Origin of the sequence: Geoglobus acetivorans (assembly GCF_039641995.1) — an archaeon.
Taxonomy (GTDB): Archaea; Halobacteriota; Archaeoglobi; order Archaeoglobales; family Archaeoglobaceae; genus Geoglobus; species Geoglobus acetivorans.
In genome coordinates this window covers 749,073-769,297 of record NZ_CP087714.1, presented here as the reverse complement: position 1 = coordinate 769,297, position 20,225 = coordinate 749,073, and the positions used below count along the sequence as shown (strand labels likewise).

Below are 20,225 nucleotides of genomic sequence, written 5' to 3'. Positions count from 1 at the left end.
GATGACGAAACCGGAGATAAAAGCCACAATCTGACAGAGAAATCCAGATCAGAAAAAGAAAGATAGCACAATTTATGAGCTATCCAGTGCCTGTTTTATTGCATTTCTGAGCCTCTCCGCGATGATCTTTCCATCGACCTTACCCCTGAATTCCTTCATCACGAGCCCCATAAGAGGTTTGAATGCATGTTCGCCCCTCTCTGCTATAAAATCTCTTTTCTCTTCCACAAGCTTTGCGATGAACCCATCCAGGTCTTCAGCAGGAGAGAGCCTTGCAATAATCTCGTCTTCCCCAAGCTTTTCCTGTGTCAGAATCTTGAGCACCTCCTCAGCTCCCTCCTTCGCAATCTTCCCGTCCCTGATCATGGAAAGTGTGAGTCTGAAGTCGTCCTCACTCAGCCTTTCAACATCATAGCCCTCTCTCCTGAGCTGAGACGGCAGGATGTGCAGAACCCTCGCAACAACCTTTGGCTCAACCTGCCCCGCAAATTCCTCGAAGATTTTCGCATTTGATGGTTCTGCCATAATAACCGCAAGGTCTTCCGGAAGAGCGTAATCCCGGACAAACCTCTTGGCCCTTTCCTCTATAAGCTCTGGAATCTCCACTGACCTCAGTTTTTCATCGATTGAAACTGGTGGCACATCCGTCTCCGGATACATTCTCGCTGATCCAGGAAGAGGACGCATGTATGAAGTTGTTCCATCCTCGTTTGCCCTTCTTGTTTCCTCAGGGACTCCCACAAGACAGTACCTTGCCCGTTCGATGATTCTTTCGAGGGCGCTCCTGACCTTCCCCCTTTCGCCCGAAGCGATGATTACTGCATCGCCATCTCCGGCTCCAACCGCCTCTCTCAGCCTCGCAACCTCCACCTCACTTATGCCATAGGCGGGAAGCTCATCCGTATGAAATATGCCTCCAAGGCCAAAGGTTTTTGCAATGTCTGCAAATTCAGTACCGAGCCTCCTACCAGGCTGTATCTCCATGCCAACAAGTCCAGCAAATCCTGATAGCCTGACTGCCATTATGGACTCTGCTCTCCTCAAAATCTTGGATTTTGTTTCTGCAAAGACCTCTTTAACATCATATATTTCATTAAAGACCTCGGCCCCCCTTTCTCTGAGTTCGTCCCTTATTTTCAGGAGGTTCAGCTGTCTCTGCACCTCATACTCAACGATTTTGTCAAGAATGTCCAGATTCTGAACACCCTTGATCTCAACCCTCGCACCATCCCTGATTGAAATGTTCACATCCTGCCTTATTGTCCCGAGACCTCTTTTAACCTTCCCTGTACTCCGGAGAATCATTCCCAGCCTCCATGCAGCTTTCCTGGCAAGTTCAGGACTGTCAATGTCCGGCTCAGTCCCTATCTCGACGAGAGGTATGCCGAGTCTGTCCAGAGAGTACACGGTTTCACTGCCCCTCTCCTCCACCTTTCTGGCAGCCTCCTCCTCAATGCAGAGTGTTGCTATGCCTATTCTCTTACCGTCAACATCGACATGACCACCGAAGGCGAGAAGGGCCGTTCGCTGGAACCCTGTCGTGTTGCTGCCATCGATCACTATTTTCCTCATGACATGAAGCTCATCAACAAGCTCCATGTTCAGCATCCTTGCAATCTGAATCCCTATCTTTATTGCTTCTCTGTTTATTTCCCTCGGCGGCTCCTCGTCCGCCTCAACAAGACACGTTGTATCGTAAAATTTGTAGACGAACCTCTTTTTCCTCATCACTTCTTCTCTTGCCGCTCGGTCCACATCTCCAAGCTCGCTCCGTTTCGACCTCAAAAACCTGATGAACTCGAAATTCGATTCTTCCACCTCTCTCAGCTCGGTTGGACAGTTGCAGAAGAGCTTGTGTCTCGTGTCAAGCTGCTGGTGAATCTCAATCCCAACCCTGAGACCAATGTCAGCGTAATTCATTGCTGGCAATTTTGTCAGGAGGGTATTAATTTTTAACTGATGGTGTGAATAATGCAACATGGAAATCATTCACGGTGGCATACGGGCAAGTTACAGAGAAGCAGGAAATGACGCTGTCCTTCTCTGTCCTCCGCATCCTCTGATGGGGGGCAACAGATTCGACATCCGTCTGGAAAGAATCTCAGAGGCTCTGAATGAGATGAACATCTCCACGCTGTCGTTTGACTACAAACAGCCGTTCAGAATGGGAGTGGGGGAAATAGAAGATGCAAAAATCATGCTTGACTACCTCAGAGAAAGGCATGACGGTGTTGCAGTCCTGGGCTACTCGTTTGGATCTGTGGTTGCAAGCAATGTTGCCGGGGAAGCAAAAGCCCTTATACTGATCTCGCCCCTGAAAAAAATCAACAGCATATCACTCAAAGACAGCACAGTCCCAAAGCTCATTGTTTATGCTATAAAAGATGAATTTGTACCCTACAGCGAAAGCAGAGAGATAATCGAGATGATGAGCGAACCAAAAAAGATTACCGAGCTTGACACAGATCACTTCTATACGGGAACGATGGATCAGCTCGTGGACTCTGTTGTGGAATTCATGAAAAGCGTCTGACGTCAATGTACGAATTCCTGCCGGCATGAATGTTCTTCTTCCCCCTGAATTCATTCACATAGGCATTGAAGATTATCACCTCATCACCCGGCGACAGAATCTCCGCAAACTCCACCTTGTCGTCCCACAGAACGAGTGGTGTGAACACCTTACCATCAGTTATCACGAAAGAGGCAAGCTTCTTCCCATCCCTTGTCTCCCGGATTCCTTCAATTCCTGCAATACGCCCTTTTACATTCACAGTGCCATTCTCTATTTCGGACACGGTCTTTATCCGGCTCTCGTCAACCTCCACCCTGACAACCTCACCATTTCTGACGTGGTATCCGCTCTCACCCCTTGACGCCTCAACCTCCACATTCATTCCAGGAAAGATGTCATTCAGCGCAACCTCATAGGCCTCATCCCAGAAGTACAGGTTAACATCACCATCCTCGGTCTCCACCACGAGTCTGCAGTATCCTCTATCCCTGTAAATTCTCTTGTCCTTAACAAGACCCCTTATCCTGCCGGTACGGGCATCCGGTACGAACTTCCCGAGACTGTATTCTGCAAGCAACCTCGCAGTATCGTCATCGATAAGCTCTCCGAAATGCTCCTTAATTTCTCTCAGCCTTTCCTCAACATCCATACCCATCAGTCCCAGAATGCTCTTGATTTTATGTAATTCTTTTCCGCCTCAAGCAGAGCTTTAAGAAAGCTTTCCTCATCGGGGTAAAAATTGAGCAAAATTCTGGTTGCAGTCTCAACCCCAATGCCATACGTGTTCAGGGCGTAAACGGCCTTCATGCCGTGTACCATGACAAGATTTGCAATTCTGTAAAGCTCTCCCCTGTCAATTTTGCTCAGGTCTCTCCTCCCGCTCACAACCGCAACCATTCTCGATTTGCATCTGGGACACTGCAGGGAGTCGATCATCCTGACCTTCAGTGTTATCGTATAGCCACAGTTAAGGCAGTGAAAGTGGCAGTTCTCATTCTCTATCCTTTTTCTGAAGGTTTCAATGACAGCACGTATTGGTTTAGACGTGAAGAGAACGTCGAAACTCTGTTTTGATGATGCACTGCCCACGGGGGTTATTGTGTGATATGTTACAACCTCAAAATCATCGAAGTTCGCAAGAATATCATAAATTTTTTCGAAGTCGATTTTCTCAACGAGAATTTCCCTCATCGCCTCCCTGAATATGGGCGTCTCATAGAGCCTCTGAACCAGCTTTTTAACGTTTACCCTGTTCATCTCCACATCCTTGCTGAGATAGCCCGTTTTTCTCGCCACATTTATGATCTTCCAGTGAAACAGCCTGGTGTCTGCAAGGGAAAGCTCGAGAAGCTTCACCAGCTCATCCCTGTTCAGATTGCGCAGATACTCGAGAGCATTCAGAACGTCCTCACAGGTGGCGGGAATGAGCCTTATCCTGTAAGGGTCAATCTCCACCCCAATGTTTCTGCCCTTCCTGTTTGAAATCAGCAAGGCAAGGACTCTTCCAAGCCCTTCGTTCACCTTGTGACCAAAACAGGCGTTGAGGATTGTGGCATCATCACTGCACTCAATCACGAGCCGGCTGTCTGTCGGCAGTTTGAAACCCTTCTCGACGTGTTCCTTTATAATTCCCACAACATATCTCGCACCATCCTCGTTTATCCTGTAGTTCTCCATAAGGTATTTCACAGCGCTTTCCTCGCCCTCTCCCATCAGCAGGTCTCCAATGATTCTTCTGACCCTTCCGACATCCTGGGCTACCTCATACGGAACGGGAATTTCCTCTCCCGTCCACGAAGGCACCTCTGCATCGACGCCCGCTGGCAAAACCCGGACAAACTCGTCAACAGATATTACTCTCCACACCTCACCCTTCATTGCAAAAAGCTCACCTGAAAACGTCTGAAGGAAGGACTCATCAAGAACTCCTATGATCCTCCCGGTGGTGATCTCCTTTACGGGATAGTGTCGCTCGTCAGGGATCATGGATATGTTGTCGTAAAAATACCTCCTCGTTCTCCTCCTCGCCCTCACCACTCCGTCACCATAAAACACAAGTCCCATTCCAGCCAGAAAATTCAGGAACTGGATGAAAAACTCATAATCCAGATTCCTGAATGGATACGCTCTTGTAATGATCCGATACAGCTTCACCTCCTCTATCGTTCCATATTCCAGAGCAATGGCAGAAATCTGATTCGCAAGGGTGTCGAGACTGCTCTCATGCACATCTGTTTTTTCTACCTTCCTTTCCTCCGCCCTTCTCACGATCACGATGGACTCGAGGAGGTCGTCAAACGTATTTGCAATAATGTATCCCTTCGAAACTTTTTCAAGCCTGTGTCCTGCTCTTCCCACTCTCTGAATGAGTCTCTTGACCTCCCTCGGGCTGTTGTACTGAATAACGCAGTCCACATGACCAATATCGATCCCAAGCTCAAGGGAAGAGGTGCATATCAGTGCCCTGACCTCGCCTTCCATGAACTTCCTCTCGTTCTCGATCCTCACGTCCTTTGAAAGCGAACCGTGATGCACCTCAACATCCATCACCTTCTTCAGGTGGAGGGCGAGAGCTTCAGCAGTTTGCCTGGTGTTGACGAAAATAAGTGTGGAGCGATGATTTTCCGAGATCTCTTTTATTTTCATCAGTTCTGCAGAAAAACTGGCATCTGCTTCCGGCAGCTCACCAGCACCACATGCTTCAGCCTTCACAACGCTGAACTCGTAGCGCTTCTGCCCGTAGAATTCAATTACCTCCTCACAGCCGAAGTATTCCGCAATCGTTTCCCTGTCCCCAACCGTGGCCGAAAGAGCAACAGTCTGAAAATCAGAATATTCCCGCAGCCTTTCAAGAGCGACAGATAGCTGAACTCCCCTCTCGCTGTCAGCAAACTCGTGAACCTCATCAAGAACTACAAATTTTACGTTCTTCAGGGCTTTCCTCAAATTTTTTCCGAGAAACAGTAGCTGAAACGTCTCCGGTGTGGTTATGAGAATCTGAGGCGGCTTGAGGGACTGCCTCCGCCTCTCTCCCTCCCCAGTATCACCATGTCTTACGGCTATGCTTATTCCAAGCTCTCTTGCAATCTGTTCAATCCTCCTGAGCATGTCCCTGTTCAGAGCTCTGAGGGGAGTGATGTAAAGTAGGGCCATACCCGGAAGATTTTCCTCATAGATCTTTTCAATGAGGGGTATCACAGCAGCTTCAGTCTTCCCGCTCCCGGTTGGTGCAATAATCAGGCAGTTTTTACCACCAGTTATCTCAGAATAGGACATTCTCTGCAGTTCGTTCAGTTCCCTGATACCGAGCTTTTCAAGTACTTCTTTTAACCTGCTGTTCATCCAGATTAACCGCTTAATGCTCGGAATTTTTAACGTTTACTCAGTCTCCGCAAAATATCTTGAAATTATCTTACAAAGCCCCTCCTGGATGTGCTTGTGCACTGCACTCTTGGATACGTTTAAGGCGGTGGCAATATCCTCAAGTGTTACCTTTCGCTTTCTGTCGAAATATCCCATTTCATACGCTGCCTTCAGCACCGCATACTGTCTTTCAGTAAGAGTCTCACCCTTTTCACCGATTATGCTCCTGACCTCGAGGACTTCCCAGTTGCCGACTTTCCTCAGCTTTTCATAGGCATTCCTGAGAAACTTGAGTTCAGGAGCGTAAACCGTGTACAGTTTTGAACCCCCTTCAACGATGATGGGTGGCTTTATGAAGCAGTATGATTCTTCAAATGCTTTGATGCCGGTTGTATCCCGTATAACTGCAAGGAAGTCCAGGTTCGTCTTGGTCTTTTCAAGAATCTGAAAAAATCTTGTGCTGGGGTGATTTTCTATCGCATTGAAGCACTTGCTCGGATCTCCGTCCATTCTCGTTATCCTTCCGAGAAACAGAGCCTCATCGTCATTCAAAAGAATATATTCAAGAAGTTCAATTGTTGCGTTGCCCATTGACGTGGCAACTGCGAGAGAACAGGTGTGCTGATTCACCCTGATTTTTGCGAGATACATGGTGTATATGTCAACTTAATCATATTTAACAATGAGCGTTGACATTTCCACGCACAAAGGGTAGATTTGTCAACCAGAGTATATATTTATCATTAATGATTATATTATTTCGGTGATTAGATGAAGGAAGTCATTGAAAAGATGGTCGAAGAGGCCATCGCCGCCCAGTGGGCGGATGTGAACGTGATTAAGGAGAAGAGAGGAGGAGAGTTTGTTATAGACGATGTAAAGCCGTATGTAGATGCGGTAAACAACATGAAGGCTGTCGGAAACCAGAGCAAGGCAGTAATAAGACTGCACGTGGACAGCGTGAATGCCCACTTCGAAATTTTGAGAAGTCTGACAAAGACCGTAAGGCCGGAAGACGATCCGTTCGTGGAGCATTATCAGACGCCGGCAATTCTCGAAATCCTGTACGAGGAAGATGAGAGCTTCAGAAAGAGTGTCGATAAGTTTATTGAGGCCATAGGGAAAGCCGAAGCCCTGATAGGGCTGGAGGTCGTCAGGAGATATGGCGGGTTCTACGGCCCAACCTGTGTTGTGGACTTCGCCCTCATACCGGGAAGCACAAGCAACATCGTGAACAGAATTTTAAAAACGGTGGACATACCGAAGGAGCATGCCCAGGCAATCCTTGCCTCGAAGTCGTGGGGCATGAACACCTCCTACGGCTTTGGAGGGGTTTTCACAAACGAGATCGAAAAGGGCGCAACACTGAGCGATGCGATAAAGAAGGAAATTGAGATGATCAAGCTTGTTTACGATCAGCCAATTGAAGCTCAGGCAAGGCTGATGGACGAGCACGGTCATGAGAGCTTCGATGTGAGAAAATACATGAGCGAATACAAGAACAGAATGAGAGGGGCAGTTAAAGAGGCGATGGATGACGGTGTGCATTACGGCAACATTGTAACCGTGCCGGCTTACTGTGTTGGAGATGCCGCCCACCACATTGCCCAGTCAACATTCAACATGTGCAAGGATGATGTCGTCATGGCAGTAATCGAAGCTGTTAGCAACGTCATGGAATCGACTCTCAGGGCAAATCTCGACAGATTCACGAGCGAGTACCAGCCACTGACTCTGGCGACAGGCTCAACAGCAGTCGCAACGGAGTACATCCTGGAGCTTGATGGGTTCAACGCCCCCATGATCGTCGATCTGTTGACGAAGAGGTACCACAACTACGTCCAGCTGTATCCGACGAGAAGCGGTGCTGCTGAGCTGCACAACCACGACTTCATGGACATGATATACAGGGGATGGAAGTACCTCGACAAGGCGAGGAGAGACAGGAACGGTCTTTCAGACAAACTCGTGCCAAAGGTCTCAGGCTTTGAGGTGAATCTCGATCCAATCCACGAGAACGAGGTCCTGATGAATCCGCAGCGCTATGCGTATCCCGGATGTGCCATCAGCGTGAGGTTCTCTGCCCTGATGAGACTGGCTGACTATCCATGCCTGCTCACGAGCGAGCCTGTTACGGCAACAATGATGACCAACATCATTGCGCTGCACAAGGATACCCCGGCATCACCGGCAAGAGTCTGTAAGGACTGTGCCACGGCAGCGCTCGTGGACTCCAGACACGCATATTGCCAGTGGAGAGAAGCAGTTTAACTTTTTCCCCTTTTTTTAGGTGAGCGCTTATGAAATGTTATATTTGTAAAGAGCAGGGGAAAGATACCGAGGCTGTTGCTATCTGCATTGTTTGCGGAATGGGAGTCTGCATGGAGCATCTTGTCAGGAAGGACGTTGAACTCTGGAAAGGAGACTACCCCTTCCCATCAAGAAAGCTGAAAAAGACCGTGCCAAGAATTCTGTGCTCCATCTGCAATGAAGCGTACGAGGAGGGCTGAGGATGACGCTTGTAAAGAAGTGTGTCTCCGAGCTTGTGGGAACCGCTTTGCTCGTTTATTTCGGTGCAGGTTCAGCAGTAATCACACTCATGATCTCCAACAAAGCCCAGACGCCAAACGAATTCAACATAGGGATTGGTGCCCTGGGTGGACTTGGGGACTGGCTCGCCATAGGGATGGCCTTCGCGCTGATAATATCTGCCGTCATATACTCGCTGGGGAGGGTTAGTGGTGCCCACATCAACCCTGCCGTAACCATTGCGCTCTGGGCAACGAAAAGATTTCCGAGCTCTGAAGTTGCACCGTACATCGTTGCGCAGCTGATTGGTGCGAGCCTTGGCAGCATTCTCTTCCTGGCAAGTGTCGGGAGCAACGCAGCCCTTATCGGGGGTATGGGTGCCACCGCACCGTTTCCGGGGATAAGTTATGGCCAGGCCATCATTACAGAGGCCATTGGAACATTCGTGCTGATGATGGTCATAATGGGTGTCGCCGTGGATGAACGTGCCCCACCAGGATTTGCAGGGCTTATAATAGGACTGACAGTCGGAGGAATAATCGTAACAATCGGAAACATAACAGGCTCATCACTGAACCCTGCGAGAACCTTCGGGCCTTACCTCGTGGATTCAATGTATGGCATAAACCTCTGGCAGTACTTCCCGATATACATCATCGGTCCGATACTGGGGGCAGTTGCTGCAGCATTCCTTTACGACTACCTGGCAGGCAAGTGAAAGACCTTTCTTAATTTTTCAGCATTATTTTTTAATTCTGATGACAAATCTTGCCCCCTGCTCTGATCTCTCAATGGTAATTTCACCATCATACCTCGTGAGCATGAGCTTCACAATGTACAGTCCAAACCCGCCTCCAGACGTGCTGAAACCAGGTTCAAAGATTTTATCTGCGATTTCATCAGGTATACCTCTTCCATTGTCGTGATACTCGATTATGCAGTAATCTGGCGTTTCCTCAATCCGTATGTCCACTCTGGAAGCATTTCCATGTTTTATGGAGTTCTGTATGAGGTTGTCAAACACGACCTCTATTCCGCTATCAACATTAACCCTGCAATCGCCCTCCACATTGATTTCAATTTCAGGATAAAGGCGGCCCACCTTCGTCAGCACATCTCTGAGATTAACCTCTCTTTTCTCGCCCTCCCTGAGAACCGCTTCCAGAACCCTCGATACGTCCAGCACCCTTTTCAGCCTTTCAAGTGACGCCTCAAGCTTTGTGAGATAGTCTTTCTCTCCAGTCTCCTCGTACATCTCAAGATATATCAGTGCCGAGGTGAGGTGGTTTGCTATGTCGTGCCTGATTATGGAATTAACAAGCCTGACTCCGTCCCCATACTCCTCAAGCCTTTTGGAATACTTGTACAGGTTTTCTTTCATTTCACCAATGGCCTCCGAAAGCAGCCTCGCTTCCTTGTAATCTCTTCTCGGACCGATTTTCATTTCATACAGTCCCTTGGATATTAGCCTGGATTTCTGAATGAGGTCTTCGATAGGCCTTAAAATGAAGTTCGAGAGAACAAGTCCCAGTATACCAAATATTCCCGCTATACCAATTGCGCTTATCATCGCACCTCTGTAGGACTCGTAGAGAAGCCCGGTAAGAACATCCGACTTCACGGCGCTGATAATGAGATAGTCCCTTCCGTTCTTGAGTCTGGCCCACTTGTAATACCCGTAAAACTCGGTCTCATTGCCGTAAGAGAATTTAACGAAACCCTCTTTATCCTGAAAATCAGCGAGGTTCAGCAGAGGACACACCGGACAGGATTCGTTGAATTCTCTGGACGGATCGACAGTATTCACAATGAACCTCGGCCCGAGAATTTCACCCTCGGCATTTTCATAATGCGGATCGACAATGAAAATATGTTCAGACCCGTTCTTGTAAAGCTCCTTAATAATCGAAAAAGACTTTTCAAAGTTGTAATTTGCAATCAACAGACCACTTACCTGACCATCATAGTAGAGGGGCATTGTGTACCTTATAGCCGGTGTTTTCGTGTGTCTCGCAATGTTTATCGGAGATATGTAGATGTCAGACACGTTGCCGGAAATAGTTTCCTCAAACCACTTTTTATCGCCCTTGTAATCAAAAAAATCCTCCCGCTCGTAAACAGTCCCTGCAACCACATAGCCATCCTTCCAGAAAATCCTCAGCATTTCAATGTCATCACTCGAATTGCCCACCGACAGGAAAAGTTCGATTAATCGACGGTATTTGGAATCGTTACCGAATTCGGAAGGATACGGAGGGTTCAAACTTCCGGACATTTTGGCTCTGGCGAACCTGTCGAAAAAAGAAGAAACCTCCCGGTGTGATGCGACAAACATGAACTCCTTCTTCTGAGCATCTATTTTGCTGTTGAGAAGTTTCTCAATAGAGTTCACCTTGGTCTTCATCTTTTCTTCAATCTGATTGCTGAAATGTGTGGTATATGTATCCAGATTGATGTAAGCAACCGTAATTGCAGCCGAAATTACGGAGGATATGAGAATGGCGGTGATCAAAAATGCGAGAGTAACTTTGTCCATTGAACTCAGATTTTTCAGTGAGCAAATAAATCTTTTTATTTCATGCTTCATGAGGTGACGTTCAATAGAAGAAGGATATTTATACATGCAAATCATCAGCATTAATCATGACACAGGAAGAGTATGTTGTCGTTTCCATGAGTCCGCTGCCGGAGTCTTTTGTGGAGAGCCTATTTGCACCATTTAAAAGCCAGCTGGAAGGAGGCCTGAAAATCATAGGGGTGTTCGGGAAGCCGAGAGACGAGGTGCTCGAAATTCTCGAAAGCGCAGATGTTGTGCTTGGGGACTACAGTTTTCAGATGAAAATTGACGGGGAGATGGTCGAACACATGAAAAAAGTCAGGCTGATTCAGCAGCCGAGCACGGGTTTTGACCACATAGATCTCGAGGCATGCAGAAAGCGTGGGATTCCCGTCGCAAATGCAGGTGGCGCAAACACAGCAAGTGTTGCCGAGTGGTCAGTCATGGCAGCCCTAATGCTTATGAAGAGAATTCTCTACGCTCACGAAACAACGAAAAATGGAGAATGGGCGCAGTGGAAGCTCATGGACATGGGCACGTTTGACCTCTTGGGCAAAACATGGGGGATCATTGGTTTCGGACGGATTGGGAGAGAGACTGCCAGAAGGGCAAGGGCTTTCGGTGCAAGAATCGTATACCACGACAAATTCAGAAACGAGCAGGCCGAGAGCGAGCTTGAGGCCGAGTTCTCAGACCTCGGAAAGCTTTTGAGAATGAGCGACGTCATTTCCATCCACGTTCCCCTGACTCCCGAAACCAGGGAAATGATCGGCCAGAAGGAGCTCAGAATGATGAAACCAACGGCCATTTTCATAAACCCATCGAGAGGCGAGCTTGTGGATGAAGGAGCTCTTGCCAGAGCATTGAAGGAGAAGTGGATCATGGGTGCTGCAATTGACGTGTATTCTAAGGAGCCTCCAGACGAGGACCACCCGCTGCTGAAACTTGCGAGGGAGGCAAAGGCTAACCTGCTCCTGACACCCCACATAGCCGGAGCAAATGCGGATGCGAGGGCGAGAATCATTCAGCACAGCGTTCAGAACATACTGAGGGTGCTTGCCGGTGGTCAGGCTGAATCGGTCGTGAACATGTGATGGTTATGAAAACGGTAGCAGAATATCTCGCAGAGGCGCTGATTGCCGCGGGGGTTGAGAGGGCTTATGGCATCGTTGGGACCTCAGTCCTCGATTTTTATGACGCTCTATCTGCCCATTCCGGTAAACTCGAGGTTATAACGGTAAGGCATGAACAGACAGCAGTCTCTGCAGCTGATGCTGAGTTCAGAAGTTCGGGGAAGCTTTCATGTGCGATAGTACATGCCGGTCCGGGATTTCTCAATTCTGCAATTTCTCTGGGCATAGCAATGAAGGACAGGGTCCCTCTCCTCCTGATTTCCGGAGGTGTAAAGAGGAGGCTCAGAGGAACAGATGCGTGGCTTGAGGTCGAGCAGAAGAGCGTTGCAGATGGTCTGGTTAAGGTTTATGAAGTTGTAAACGACGAAAATGACCTTCCTGAGGTACTCTCAAAGGTTTATGAAAGCATGCTTACCTGGCCGTACGGGCCGGGAGTGATAGAGATTCCAGAAGACCTGTGGGGTGCCGAGCTATCGCTCGTCAAACAGGTTGAACCGCCGCAGCCGCAGGCTCTTGGAGATGTTCAGGAAACAGACAACCTTATTGAAAAAATGAAGAATGCCGAGCAGCCTGCAATTCTTGCATGTGGGGAGCTCGTCAGAAGACCAGACTTCAACCCCGAGAACCTGAAGGTTCTGAGTGAAAGATTCTCAGCATACGTGATAACATCGGGAAACGGCAGGGGAGCAATTCCTGAAGATGATGCGATGTGCGCCGGAAGGGTGGGATTCGGAGGAGGGTCGCTGACAGCTGACAGGATACTGGAAGACTGTGATTTTCTGCTTGTGCTGGGCAACGAGCTTGATGATGTAACGACATACGGCTACACCCTCATACCCAGAGGTGACGTTGTTGTCATCTCGGAGGACCCCTCTGCAGATGTGCGACCCCTGTATTACACCCAAATAAGGGCCGACCCGGCACACGTTCTCAACGAGCTTGCCAAGAAAGCCCGGCATGCTGAAACGGGAGACAGAGAGGAGTGGGTAAAAAGGGTCAGATCCTACACAGATATCTGGAGTTCAACGCTTTCGAGCTTCAGTTCCAAGGAAACGAAGCTTGTAAACCCGGCAAGATTCTTCGATGTTCTCAACGAAAAGCTCGACAGAGACAGGATCGTTGTGGGTGGCCAGGGGACACACGTTATATTCGCCAACAACAATCTGAAGGTTTTCAGCCCCGGCTCATACCTCGCAGCCACGAACCTCGGAGCCATGAGCTATGCCCTGCCCGCAGGAATAGGCGCCAAAAAGGCAAATCCAGAAAGAGATGTCGTGGTTGTTGCTGGTGATGGAGAGATAATGATGACCATTCAGGAGCTTGAGACAGTAAAAAGAGAGAATCTGAACCTGAAAATTGTGATAGTCAACGATAATTCGTACAGGGTGCTTTACATAAAGCAGCTGCTTCAAAAGCAGGGAAGAGTCTTCCAGACCATCCTGGAAAATCCTGACTTTGTCACGCTCTCGGAATCGTTCGGAATTCCGGCGATGAGGATTGACGGCAACGATCAGATCGAAGAGGGAGTAGAGTTTATAATACAGGATGGGGCAAGACTTGTTGAACTGGTCATAGACAGAGATGAGATACCTCCCCTCAACCTGAATGCAACGCTGAAGATGGGTTCAGTCTGACACGCACGAGGTGAGAAAAAATGGAGCTTGTAAAAAAGCTGAAAGAACTGACATCAATACCTGGAATATCCGGATATGAGGGTCAGGTCAAAGAGAAGCTCAGGGATTGGCTCAGACCGTACACAGACGTTAAAGAAGACAGAATAGGAAATCTCATAGTTGAAGCAGGTAGTGGTGATGAAAGAATCGTTTTTATGGCGCATGTTGATGAGATCGGTCTTCTGATAACAGGAATAACACCTGATGGAAAGCTCACGTTCAGAAAGATTGGAGGAATTGACGATCGACTGCTGTACGGACGACACGTTGATGTCATAACCGAAAATGGAAAAATCGATGGTGTAATTGGAGCAGTACCACCCCACCTCAACATAGAGGGCAGAACAGATACTGTCCCCTGGCATCAGCTCACCATCGACATAGGTGCGGAAAACAGGGACGAAGCTGTGGACCTCGGAGTCAAACCACTCGATTTTGCAGTATTCAAAAAGCACTTCTCAATCCTGAATGGCAGATACGTTTCCTGCAGATCCCTTGACGATAGGTTCGGTGCGGTTGTGCTTTTCGAGGTTATCCGGAGAATTTTCACTGAAAACCTCGAACCCGAGCTGGACGGCAAAATTGTCTTCGCATTCACGGTTCAGGAAGAGAACGGACTGAAAGGAGCCAGATTTCTCGCAAACAGCTATTCTCCAGACTATGCCATTGCGATAGACTCTTTCGGCTGCTGCAACCTTCTCACCGGAGATGTCAGACTTGGACAGGGGCCAGTGATACGAGCGGTGGACAACTCAGCAATATACTCACGGAAACTCGCATTGAAGGTCAGGGACATTGCCCTAAAGGCAGACATCCCCGTACAGATAGGTACCACAGGAGGGGGTACGGATTCCTCCGCGTTCGAACATAAAAGCGAGATTCTGACCCTGAGCGCACCGATAAGGTACCTGCACAGCGAGGTTGAGATGATGAACCTTAAAGACATAGAAGCTCTGGTCGATCTCCTGACCCATGTGGCACTGAAACTCTGATATTACCCAAATTTTATATCTTTAAACATTCCAATTCAGGATGATGGATCCGGAGGAGATACTGGAGAAAGCAAGAGAAATGGAGAGGGATGCAATCAAAATATACACCGAAATGAAAAAGAGTGCAGACCACGAAACCATCGAACTTCTGGATTACCTAATCAATCAGGAAAAGGAACACCTTCGAATGATTTCTGAGAGATTGAAGGCCATCAAGATTATCAAAAGAAAATAGTGTAAAGGATTATCGCAATGCACAAACCCATAAGCATAGAATACACTACCAGCTTCTTTCCAACCCTTCTTTCAAGGAGATACTCTCCAAACGCCTCAGTTAAGAGCGGGACTGTCGCCGAAAGCACCGTAAGTGTCAGGAGTGACAGCCATTTCGGCAGCATGCTCAGATCGGCGTATTTGCTCCAGATGCCCATTGTATAGTAAAACACCACAATGAACTCAATTACTGCTGCTGCAACTTGAAGCGCAGAGGTTCTCTTCTGCAATTCCAGAGTCTCCCTCCTCTGTATTGACTCAAGCTTAAGATGTATCGTTTCCAGTGAATCCCTCACCGATCTGAGCGTCTGATCAAAGCTCGTTTCATAGTACCTGAGATTGGAGAGCACGTCCTCATATTCGGCCGCCAGTTCATACAGAAAATGCCCATACTTCCTTGAGAGACTCTTGAACCTTATCAGAGACTGACCGATCTCCTCTATTTCGTCCTTGAATTTCATGTATCTTGAAATGAACTTCCCCTTCAGAGATGACAGCTCAAACGCCAGGTCTTCCAGCACCGAAATGTCCATTGTTCCCGCATTTTCCAGAATTTTCACGGTTCTGTCTATGATCTTCGTCTCTTCCTTTGAAAGAAATTCACCCCTGTTGCCCGCATCCAGTGAAAGTGTCTTCAGGGCTGCAAGCTCCGAGAATATTGGAGACAGCTCGAAAAAATCCACTTCCCTTCCAGGCTGAATCTCCACAGTATTTTCTTCAAAACGGTAGGTTCCGAACTGAAATTCCCTGCCGTTCTCAAGCTCTGTCAGAACGATCCTGAAAGTCTCGATCGGAGCATTCTCAAAATCCAGCTTTTCGGATGAAAGCACAATAACATAGTTCCTGTACTTCCCAACTCTGACGTATTCACTTTCTGCAATAACCTCCACGTCACCCAGTTTTTTGAAACTCGGTTTTAAACCGGGTATGCTATTCAGAACGTCTTCCAGCTCTTCTGCATGGAAAATGCTGAGCTCCACAAGATTAACCTCTCTTCATATTTAAAAACTTGATGAATCGATTTTCTCTATAATGCTCCGCTGTAATTCAAAAAACCCATGCTGGTTGATTGGTAAATTTTAAAAACGCATAACCATAGCAATTATACGGAGGTAATTATTATGGCAGAAGGTAATGGTGGCAACGAAACAAACAAAAAGCCAGGCGTTATTCCCGTGGGTATAAAGGTCGGTTCTCAGAAAACCGTTATTGCGATGGGAGACGAAATACATGTTGAGGAGACCTGCATTAGAGAAAAGGAGAATCCCGTTACCGGAACAAAGGACTACATCATCGGTAACGATGCTTCCGAGCTTTATGGAGATGATGTTACATACATGCTCAGAGGGGGCCTGCCGGCAACAGAAGAGGAGGCCGAACTGCTGAGAATCTTTCTCGGAGAGGTGGCCAAGAAGTATGGCATTCCTGAAAACTCCTACGTCACGTATGCCATCCCATCTACAGAGCTGGAAGAGGGCATCGGACTTTTCAAAAAGGTTGTGAGTCAGGTTCCAATCGGATGGTCAGGGAAAGAAGTCTGGAATGACTCATTTCTGGCTTCACTCGCTCTTCCAGAGGGTCTGGGAATTCTCGACAGGACATACGCCGTTATAAACCTCGGATCCACAACCACGGAATTTGTTGCCGTGAGAAAAGGCGAAATCGTATTCAGCATGGTTACCGGAGAGGTTTCGGGAGACGTGGTTGACAGGTGGATAAAGAACGAAATCATGAACCTCACGAGAGGTGCAGTTAACGTTGACCTGTCAACTGCAAGAGAATACAAGGAGAAGTATGCAAATCTGCTCGAGTGGAAAAACATAAAGGAGACCGTTCAGCTCTTCGAAAAGGGCCAGTTCACATTCAGACTTGACGAGGCTGTGAACAGACCTGTGGAGAGATACCTTGATGGACTGATAGACTTCGTAACCCTTGAAGTCCTTCCATCCCTCGCAGAGTTCAATTTCAAGATTTACAGGCTGGTAACAGGTTCGGAATTCGTGCTAACCGGTGGTATGGCGAGAATCCCAGGACTCAAGGAGAAGTTCGAAACGAAACTGTCGGATGCTCTGGGAAGCGCCATAAAAATCAGAGTTCCGGATGACCCGCTCACAGCATCGGCAAAAGGCGCACTCACGATAAGCACTCTGAGAATTAAAAAGTGAGCGTGAAAGGTGATGTCTGCTGAAATCCTGAAAAAGTGGGATCATCTGTTTGAACAGCTGAAAAAATTCGTTGAAGAGGATTTACCTGCCCTTGAAGAAGCAATAGTACAGTCTACAGAACAGATAAAACATATAGATTCCAAAACCGAAGAACTGAGGTCAGAACTCCTTGAAGAGCTTGAAAAAAGAGATGAGCAGATAAAAGAGATCGCAGAGAGAGTCGAAAACCTTGAAAAACTGGTAGACAGTTCAAAAATCAGTGAACTAATCAAACAGGTGCTTTCATCAATTTCTTTCCAGAAAAAATACAGAGAAGATCTGGAGAACCTCAAGGAGCTGATTTCAGACCTCGAGAATAAAATAGAAGAGATCAATGCGAGTAGTGTTTTCAACGAAATAAGCCAGATGAAAGCAGAGATATCACGACTATCGGAATCCCTTGATCTGGCCGATACCTCTTCTGATGAGGTCTCTGCAAAAGAACTTGAAAAATTATCAACCGAAATAGCCGAACTCAAAAACACCATCGCCCAGATAAACATGGAAATCGGTCAGCTGAAAAACAGCGTCAGTGAGAGGTACTGGGTGAGTAAGGAAAAGAAGACAGAGAGTAAATCCCCGAGGATCCTATGAATACTGCAGACACGCTGATCGAGCTCACAAAATTCGAGCGGAAGCTCAGAAGGATTGTGAGAGACTACTTCAGATTGAAGACAGCCGGTGCAAGGGTTTTGGCTTTTCCCTCTGGCAAGGGGGGAGTTGGTAAAACCACGGTAACAATGAATCTGGCATCTGCTCTCGCTCTGAGAAAAAAGAACGTGATTGTGGTGGATGCAAACCTCGCACTTCCAAATGTTCACACATTCATCGAAGAGGTGCCAGAAAAAACTCTGACGGAATACCTTACGGGAAACGCTGGCGTTGACGAGATAAAATCCAGGATGAGGGTGAGAAATACTGGCTTTGACGTTATTCCGGCAAGGTCTCTCGTTGACGTGGAAAGGGGAATCGAAATTGAAAAAATGAGAGATCTGATACTGGCTCTGAAACCGGATTATGAGTACATCCTGATAGATTCTTCACCGGGATTATCAAAATACGCACTGTACCCCGCCATGATCTCTGATACCACATTTATAGTCTCCGCCGAGCTGAAGCCGGCATACATTGACGCAATCAAGGTTGAATCGGTCCTCAGCAGGCTCGGTGTGAGCCTGGAAGGATACATCATAAACATGGTTACAAAATCCGGGATCAAATACTTCTACAACAAAAACATATTCGGAATAATACCCTATGACGGTAAGCTCAAAAGTATGTTCTCCTCAGGAAAGACAATATTCCACTCATGGCTCAGCTTCCTTTACCCGAGCAGAAACGCATTCCTGCATCTTGCCGACAGAATTATTGCAGAATATCCCCCCATGGTCTGATTCACTCAAACGCAACAGTTATATTCAAATCGCGATAATGCTGAAAACAGGGGTCGTGGCGTAGCCAGGAAGCGCGGCGGGCTCCAGCGGTGTGATGACTGATGGGTCTGCTGAGCGGTGATGATCCGCTGGAGTGCTGACCCGGGGAGACCCGCCAGTCGTGGGTTCAAATCCCACCGGCCCCATTTAATCTCAATTCCGTAAAAAGTTGCAAATAGCTTGTAACTCTGAAATTCCAAACCTGCCAGAAAATCTTTTAAAATCCTGTACAACAATATAATCCGTGGAAGTTGAGTTGCCCGAAAAAGTTCTTTTTGAGACTGAAATCTATGAAATTGACGATGATCTGAGGATTAAACGCGGAAAGATAAGGATTACAGAGAGCAGGCTCATTGTGGATGGCAATGAAGACCTCAAAATCCTGTATCTGTCCGGAGTTAAGATGATACAGCTAAAGAAAGAAAATAGGTGGGGCCACCTGATATCAGGCCTTGTATTTCTGGTGTCGTCGATAATACTCTACAGTTTAGGATATATCTACGGGATAGGATCCTTTGGATCAGCCATAGCATTTATTGTTTCTCCGGCTGCATTTCTCTTTACGAGTTTTTTGATGTTATACTGGTGGAAAGTAACCAGGTCATACAGGCTTTCAATATTCACGGATTTTGGCAAGGAAGTTAAAATAAGAAGCAGAGAACATGATGGGCTCGTTAAAATTGCAAATGCCATAGAACTCGTGAGACTGGGTGCAGTCAGGAGACTCCAGAGGAAGGGATAATAACTCTTCCAAAATATCTGCATTAAACGAGTTATACAAAATAAAACAAAGGATTAAAAATTCTTTGCTGCCTCTTTTAACCTCTGCTGGGCGTCATCACTGAACCACAGCTCGACAAATACGTCAACATCTTTTTCCAGGCGTTTTAAGATGTCTTCCTTTATCCTTTCAGTCCTGTTTGCCTTAACAGCTGCAAATGCTCTACCAGGTAGCTCTCCAATCCTCTTTACACTCTCAACGGACTTCTGAAGCAGCTCTTCCGGAGCAAACACGCCGTCCACCACTCCCATCTCAAGGACCTTTTCCGGAGGATAGAAATCTCCCCCATACACCATTTCAGTTGCAACCCGGTCTCCCGCAATTTGCTGGAGGATCCTCTGTGGAAGGTAAGGCACAGGCACACCAAGCCTGACCTCGTTCAGGCCAAACAGCTTTTTTCCTTCGCCAATATATCTGAAATCGCAGCACAGAGCAAGGATGCACCCTCCCGCTATCGCATGTCCGTTTATTGCGGCAGCAGTGGGCTTTGGCAGAGTGTAGATATCCAGGCAGAGGAGGTTGAAATCCATTATGAATTCCCTGAATTCTGCTTTGTCATAATCGATCAGCTCCGGCACATCAAGCCCTATTGAGAAAAATCTGTCGTTTGAGCTTGTTAGAACTGCAGAGGTTATCTGTTCATCCTCTTTAACCTGCTCAACAACCCCAGAAAGGTCATCAACAAACTCCGGATTTATTGGATTCTTTTTTCCTCTGTTAAGTCTGACAACTGCAACACCATCCATATCCTGAAGATCAACAGTATTCATGA

The 20,225-nt window shown here is 47.4% G+C and carries 19 protein-coding genes and 1 tRNA gene; 13 read left to right on the top strand and 7 right to left on the bottom strand.

Annotated elements, in window-relative coordinates; genetic code table 11:
- Positions 1-72: 72 nt before the first annotated feature.
- On the bottom strand, positions 73-1,920 hold the full coding sequence (gene gatE / locus LPQ35_RS04520) for a Glu-tRNA(Gln) amidotransferase subunit GatE (protein ID WP_193807960.1): 1,848 nt from the start codon (positions 1,918-1,920) through the stop codon (positions 73-75).
- A gap of 58 nt (positions 1,921-1,978) precedes the next feature.
- Between gatE and LPQ35_RS04515 the strand changes: the two genes are divergently transcribed.
- Positions 1,979-2,533 carry a dienelactone hydrolase family protein gene (locus tag LPQ35_RS04515; protein ID WP_193807961.1) on the top strand — a complete coding sequence of 185 codons (555 nt, stop codon included), beginning with the start codon at positions 1,979-1,981 and terminating at the stop codon, positions 2,531-2,533.
- Here LPQ35_RS04515 and LPQ35_RS04510 read toward each other — a convergent pair.
- Genes LPQ35_RS04510 through LPQ35_RS04500 form a run of 3 tightly spaced genes read right to left on the bottom strand, consistent with a single transcriptional unit; the run spans position 2,517 to position 6,529 of the window.
- A complete protein-coding gene (locus LPQ35_RS04510; protein WP_193807962.1) occupies positions 2,517-3,170 on the bottom strand; it encodes an OB-fold nucleic acid binding domain-containing protein in 654 nt (217 codons plus the stop codon). The two genes, LPQ35_RS04515 and LPQ35_RS04510, sit on opposite strands and share 17 nt — an antisense overlap.
- Positions 3,170-5,857, bottom strand: a complete 2,688-nt coding sequence (locus LPQ35_RS04505) for a DEAD/DEAH box helicase (protein ID WP_193807963.1) — start codon at positions 5,855-5,857, stop codon at positions 3,170-3,172. Before LPQ35_RS04505 ends, LPQ35_RS04510 begins: the two co-directional genes overlap by 1 nt.
- Before the next feature lie 36 nt (positions 5,858-5,893).
- Entirely contained in the window at positions 5,894-6,529 is a 636-nt protein-coding gene (locus tag LPQ35_RS04500) for a helix-turn-helix domain-containing protein (RefSeq protein ID WP_193807964.1), read from the bottom strand.
- 120 nt (positions 6,530-6,649) lie between these two features.
- Between LPQ35_RS04500 and LPQ35_RS04495 the strand changes: the two genes are divergently transcribed.
- The 3 genes from LPQ35_RS04495 to LPQ35_RS04485 are packed head-to-tail and all read left to right on the top strand — an operon-like array spanning position 6,650 to position 9,125.
- Positions 6,650-8,149: a DUF2193 family protein gene (locus tag LPQ35_RS04495; RefSeq protein WP_193807965.1), complete on the top strand. Its 1,500-nt coding sequence runs from the start codon at positions 6,650-6,652 to the stop codon at positions 8,147-8,149.
- Between the two features lie 29 nt (positions 8,150-8,178).
- Entirely contained in the window at positions 8,179-8,388 is a 210-nt protein-coding gene (locus tag LPQ35_RS04490) for a DUF2180 family protein (RefSeq protein WP_048092046.1), read from the top strand.
- 2 nt (positions 8,389-8,390) lie between these two features.
- A complete protein-coding gene (locus LPQ35_RS04485; protein WP_193807966.1) occupies positions 8,391-9,125 on the top strand; it encodes an MIP family channel protein in 735 nt (244 codons plus the stop codon).
- Between the two features lie 24 nt (positions 9,126-9,149).
- Here the strand turns inward: LPQ35_RS04485 and LPQ35_RS04480 are convergent, their stop codons facing one another.
- Positions 9,150-10,943, bottom strand: coding sequence for an ATP-binding protein (locus LPQ35_RS04480; protein WP_193807967.1), 1,794 nt, complete (start codon positions 10,941-10,943; stop codon positions 9,150-9,152).
- A gap of 107 nt (positions 10,944-11,050) precedes the next feature.
- Here LPQ35_RS04480 and LPQ35_RS04475 point away from each other — a divergent pair, with 107 nt between their 5' ends.
- Genes LPQ35_RS04475 through LPQ35_RS04460 form a run of 4 tightly spaced genes read left to right on the top strand, consistent with a single transcriptional unit; the run spans position 11,051 to position 14,997 of the window.
- Positions 11,051-12,058: an NAD(P)-dependent oxidoreductase gene (locus tag LPQ35_RS04475; RefSeq protein WP_193807968.1), complete on the top strand. Its 1,008-nt coding sequence runs from the start codon at positions 11,051-11,053 to the stop codon at positions 12,056-12,058.
- Positions 12,059-12,063: 5 nt separating this feature from the next.
- Positions 12,064-13,731: a thiamine pyrophosphate-dependent enzyme gene (locus LPQ35_RS04470; RefSeq protein ID WP_193807969.1), complete on the top strand. Its 1,668-nt coding sequence runs from the start codon at positions 12,064-12,066 to the stop codon at positions 13,729-13,731.
- 20 nt (positions 13,732-13,751) lie between these two features.
- Positions 13,752-14,762: a M20/M25/M40 family metallo-hydrolase gene (locus LPQ35_RS04465; protein WP_193807970.1), complete on the top strand. Its 1,011-nt coding sequence runs from the start codon at positions 13,752-13,754 to the stop codon at positions 14,760-14,762.
- Positions 14,763-14,805: 43 nt separating this feature from the next.
- Positions 14,806-14,997 carry a ferritin family protein gene (locus LPQ35_RS04460; protein WP_193807971.1) on the top strand — a complete coding sequence of 64 codons (192 nt, stop codon included), beginning with the start codon at positions 14,806-14,808 and terminating at the stop codon, positions 14,995-14,997.
- Here the strand turns inward: LPQ35_RS04460 and LPQ35_RS04455 are convergent.
- Entirely contained in the window at positions 14,984-16,015 is a 1,032-nt protein-coding gene (locus tag LPQ35_RS04455; RefSeq protein WP_193807972.1) for a hypothetical protein, read from the bottom strand. The genes LPQ35_RS04460 and LPQ35_RS04455 overlap by 14 nt on opposite strands.
- Positions 16,016-16,156: 141 nt before the next feature.
- On the opposite strand from LPQ35_RS04455, the gene LPQ35_RS04450 reads away from it, so the two are divergent.
- The 5 genes from LPQ35_RS04450 (at position 16,157) to LPQ35_RS04430 (ending at position 19,414) form a co-directional block, all read left to right on the top strand.
- Positions 16,157-17,200, top strand: coding sequence for a rod shape-determining protein (locus tag LPQ35_RS04450; RefSeq protein WP_193807973.1), 1,044 nt, complete (start codon positions 16,157-16,159; stop codon positions 17,198-17,200).
- A 12-nt stretch (positions 17,201-17,212) separates the two neighbouring features.
- Positions 17,213-17,833, top strand: a complete 621-nt coding sequence (locus LPQ35_RS04445; RefSeq protein ID WP_193807974.1) for a hypothetical protein — start codon at positions 17,213-17,215, stop codon at positions 17,831-17,833.
- Complete coding sequence (locus tag LPQ35_RS04440; RefSeq protein WP_193807975.1) at positions 17,830-18,633, top strand: AAA family ATPase; 804 nt, start codon at positions 17,830-17,832, stop codon at positions 18,631-18,633. Before LPQ35_RS04445 ends, LPQ35_RS04440 begins: the two co-directional genes overlap by 4 nt.
- A 49-nt stretch (positions 18,634-18,682) precedes the next feature.
- A tRNA-Trp gene (locus LPQ35_RS04435) sits at positions 18,683-18,818 on the top strand.
- A 98-nt stretch (positions 18,819-18,916) separates the two neighbouring features.
- Positions 18,917-19,414 carry a hypothetical protein gene (locus tag LPQ35_RS04430; RefSeq protein WP_193807976.1) on the top strand — a complete coding sequence of 166 codons (498 nt, stop codon included), beginning with the start codon at positions 18,917-18,919 and terminating at the stop codon, positions 19,412-19,414.
- 53 nt (positions 19,415-19,467) lie between these two features.
- Here LPQ35_RS04430 and LPQ35_RS04425 read toward each other — a convergent pair whose 3' ends face one another.
- The gene (locus tag LPQ35_RS04425) at positions 19,468-20,223 is read right to left on the bottom strand and encodes an enoyl-CoA hydratase-related protein (protein ID WP_193807977.1); all 756 of its coding nucleotides are present in this window, start codon (positions 20,221-20,223) and stop codon (positions 19,468-19,470) included.
- Positions 20,224-20,225: the final 2 nt, after the last annotated feature.